The sequence below is a fragment of the Microcoleus sp. AT3-A2 genome (genome assembly GCF_036705685.1).
In the GTDB taxonomy this organism is placed as follows: Bacteria; Cyanobacteriota; Cyanobacteriia; order Cyanobacteriales; family Microcoleaceae; genus Microcoleus.
Genome location: NZ_JAUBVF010000080.1, coordinates 21,330 through 24,787, shown reverse-complemented (window position 1 = coordinate 24,787; position 3,458 = coordinate 21,330). Strand labels below are relative to the sequence as shown.

Below are 3,458 nucleotides of genomic sequence, written 5' to 3'. Positions count from 1 at the left end.
ACTTTTGTTACATCTGTGGAAAAAATCCTGAAAGAATTTGGAGAAAACTATGTAATTAATTTTGTCTAGCTACTTAATATCTGCCAGTTAAACGCCAATTTAGGAATGCAGTTGCTACTTAAACGTCAACTGCTGAAGTTCCTTTTGATTCCAGTTGCCTAACCTGGCTGCAGCTTCATAGGTGCTTTGTAAGAACTCTAACAACGTCTGATCCGGTGATTCTGCCTCACGGACAGCATCATAGGGCAAAATAAATTCACCCAACTCTTTATTGTAAAATGCAGCATCAGGACGAACCTCAGCCTGCTTAAACCCATCGGGTTCTGGGTACGCATAGGAATAAAACGCTGGGTATGATAATCCGGCTCCGGGCCAAAATCCGGCACTACTGACTTCCTGGGAATAGGCTTCCTGCGCCACTGCATCCGGTAAATTTGGCACCCCTCCCGGATGCTCAGGAGCCGATCGTCCAGAAAAGCGAGTCACTGCTAAATCAAAACTTCCCCAGAAAAAATGAACGGGACTAACCTTGCCGGAAAAATGTGAACGAAATTCTCGAAAGACTCGATCGGACTGTAGCAGCACTCGCCAGCATCGATTGGCATAATCCGCATCATAAGCAGCATGGGTTTCATCCTGCTCAAATCGAATTGGATTGGGGACTTCATTTGGTTTAGTGTTAATTGTGATGTGAATATCCAATGCTCTGAGCGTTTCCATCACGGTTTGATAAAAATCAGCGACCGAGCGAGGGTAGAGGGCGATCGCCCGTCTTGCCCCTTCGCTGGTTTGAATCAGCAACTCATGATCAATGAAATCAAAGTCGATTTGAAAGATGCGGCTGCCATAGGGAATCGTGGAAGTGGTCAGTCCCCGAACGGTTAGATAGAGGGGAATATGCCAGGAATGATTAATCCACGGAGTTTGGGCAAATCGGATTTTGCCGATGATTTGAGTCCACATGTGCAAGGTGGCATAGGTCTCTTGCCATGCGTCCAGGGGTAAACTCGGCCAAATATCTGTTAGGGCAGGCTGATTTGACATCATGATTTCCTCGCGAGTAGAAAAGGGGTGCGTGATCAATAGTTCTTCTGTTGTTCGTCGGTAAAACACCACAGCCATTGTTCTCCCAATTCGGCTGAACTAATCACCGCATGTCCACTTTCTTCGTAATGGCGGCGAGCGTGTTGATTTTTAGACGAGTCGCAGCACAACATTTTGCCGCAGGTTTGACAAATTCTCAAGTGAACCCAGCGATCGCCAACCCGAAGGCATTCCTCACAGCGAAATACTGGGTAATTGGCTTTTGAAATCATAGTCTCTAGCGTCAATTCGTTCAGGTGTTGACAAGACATGGAAGATTCCTGTGAATGTGCAAGATATGTACTTGATCAAATGGGATACAGCCATGTGCGAAAGAGTTGGGTGAGGCGTGGCATAATCACGTAGGTCAGCAGGGCAACCGTTAGACCTGTAACCAACAAGGTTCTGAGCAATACCGGAAGCCCAACCAGGAGCGGTACTAGCAAACGGTTGAGAATAGATATCGTAAAAAACACTCCCAGCCATGTCACGATCGCCATTTTGTAGCGCGGGGGTGGAGCCTTCATGGGTTTGTTAGGAAGCGTAAACCAGGTTTCCAGACCCGTTAGAGTTTGAATGGTTTCAGGCTTTTCAATCAAGGGCTGCAACCGCTCCAGCCATTCCTGCCGCACACTGGATTCCAGCCAGGTTTTGAGGTTGTCGTAATGATCAAATCTGAGAATTGCCACATATTCAGGATGAGTGTGGTCACAGGGTCGGATCACGCTGACTCCTAAGTGTCCCTTAAATTGGTGAGCAGCCGTCGCAATTCCGTGCAACCATTCCTCATAACCTTGTTCACGTCCTGGTCTCACGATATGAGAAATCACGGCGGTGACTAGATAGTTTTCTTGACTGGTATTGCTCGCCAATGGTTCTTCCAACATAGAATTTAACAGTCCGGGAAATTGGATGGTTAAAACAGAAAAACAGCTCTTACCGTGCCTGTATAGACTCTAAAACTGAAACGTCGTCCGAATAATGCCAACAAAAATCGTGTCATTATTGCTGTTGTGTTCAGGGTTGGTAATGACGATTACACCAGGAGTGATTGAGAGATGGTCGTTCATTTGAAACCGGTAGAAGGTTTCAAAGTGCAATGAGGTGCTACGATCGCTTACTCCAAACTGATTGCTGATCACTCTAGGCGGTTGTCCAAAAACAAAGCCTAATAAGTTTCCTTCCTTACCCAAATCTGGAAATCCAAAATTAACTGCGTAGTAAAAAATCTCAGCAGTAGGAGCATTGGAGAGGTCTTGCGCCGATGCCCGGAGATATCCTATCCATCCTCCCAATCTGAAAGCAGAGTTAACAAGCCAGGAAGCCGTAAGACTATAGCTATCCCCAACAATGCTGGTACTGTTTCCATTAAAGGGATCATTGGTAATGGCACTACTTGTACCAATATCAATTGCATTCAAAGAACGAGCATAGGTTAAGCCCAAACTTAAGGATTCTGTGGGTTTGAGTGTCACTTGTGCTAAGGCAGAGTAAGAACCATCAAATAATCCAGCTCCCGCAGTCGGGTTGTTGGCGTTACTAGCAAGATAAACCAGTGTCAAATTGATGGCTGAGTTAAAGTTATGGTTGATACCAACACCTGTCCCACCTGTTTCTTCACGATAGATAGGGCTACGCACCCCAAATGCGGAAATCGAACCTCTGCCATCACTTCCCAATAGAGGGTTAATCGTATCAACCACATCAAACAAAGTGCCCTGGGCGATCGCAGTCACCCTAGTATCTGACCCGATGGGAAATTGATAATAAAGTTGATTGAGAATGAACTGATTGTCTGTATTACCCTCAAAACTTAGGCGAGCCATATTGGTTCCTGTGGCTGCTCTAAAGTTTGGAATATTACCAGCCTGAAATCGAATTCTCAGTAAATCTTGCCCCGTAAAACTGGTGTCCGAGATCAACCGCGCACGACCGCTAAAAATGATAGTGTCACCGATCTCACCCCTAGAACCAGGTGTTTCTCCTGGTGGTACAGCTCTATCACTGCCAAATGCACCGCTCACAGCAAAAACGACCTCTCCAGTCAATTTTGTTGTAGGGGAGAATTGCTGAGACTCTAATCGAGTTGTGCGGGTTTCTAAGGAATCTACCTGTCTACGCAATGTTGAGAGTTCTGATGCAAATTCCGCTTGAAGTCTTTGTAGTGTTTGTAGATTTTCTCTTTCCGCCAGATCTACTGTTGCACTGGCTAGTAGCTGATCTAGCCGATCTAGACAAGCATTTAGCCCAGCAGCAAACTCATAACGAGTAATGGCTCGATTGCCCTGAAATAGTTGATTTGGATAACCAACCATACAGTCGTAGCGATCGACTAAGGCTTGTAATGCTGCAAATGCCCAATCGGTCGGTTGCAC

At 45.9% G+C, this 3,458-nt stretch carries 4 protein-coding genes; all 4 read right to left on the bottom strand.

What is annotated here, in order from left to right; translation table 11 throughout:
- Positions 1-114 precede the first annotated feature (114 nt).
- Positions 115-1,047: a DUF5996 family protein gene (locus tag QUB37_RS26835; RefSeq protein ID WP_333168009.1), complete on the bottom strand. Its 933-nt coding sequence runs from the start codon at positions 1,045-1,047 to the stop codon at positions 115-117.
- 32 nt (positions 1,048-1,079) lie between these two features.
- Positions 1,080-1,355, bottom strand: coding sequence for a UBP-type zinc finger domain-containing protein (locus QUB37_RS26830; protein WP_333168007.1), 276 nt, complete (start codon positions 1,353-1,355; stop codon positions 1,080-1,082).
- Between the two features lie 36 nt (positions 1,356-1,391).
- A complete protein-coding gene (locus QUB37_RS26825; RefSeq protein ID WP_333168004.1) occupies positions 1,392-1,970 on the bottom strand; it encodes an antibiotic biosynthesis monooxygenase in 579 nt (192 codons plus the stop codon).
- A 69-nt stretch (positions 1,971-2,039) separates the two neighbouring features.
- Positions 2,040-3,458, bottom strand: a complete 1,419-nt coding sequence (locus QUB37_RS26820) for an iron uptake porin (protein ID WP_333168002.1) — start codon at positions 3,456-3,458, stop codon at positions 2,040-2,042.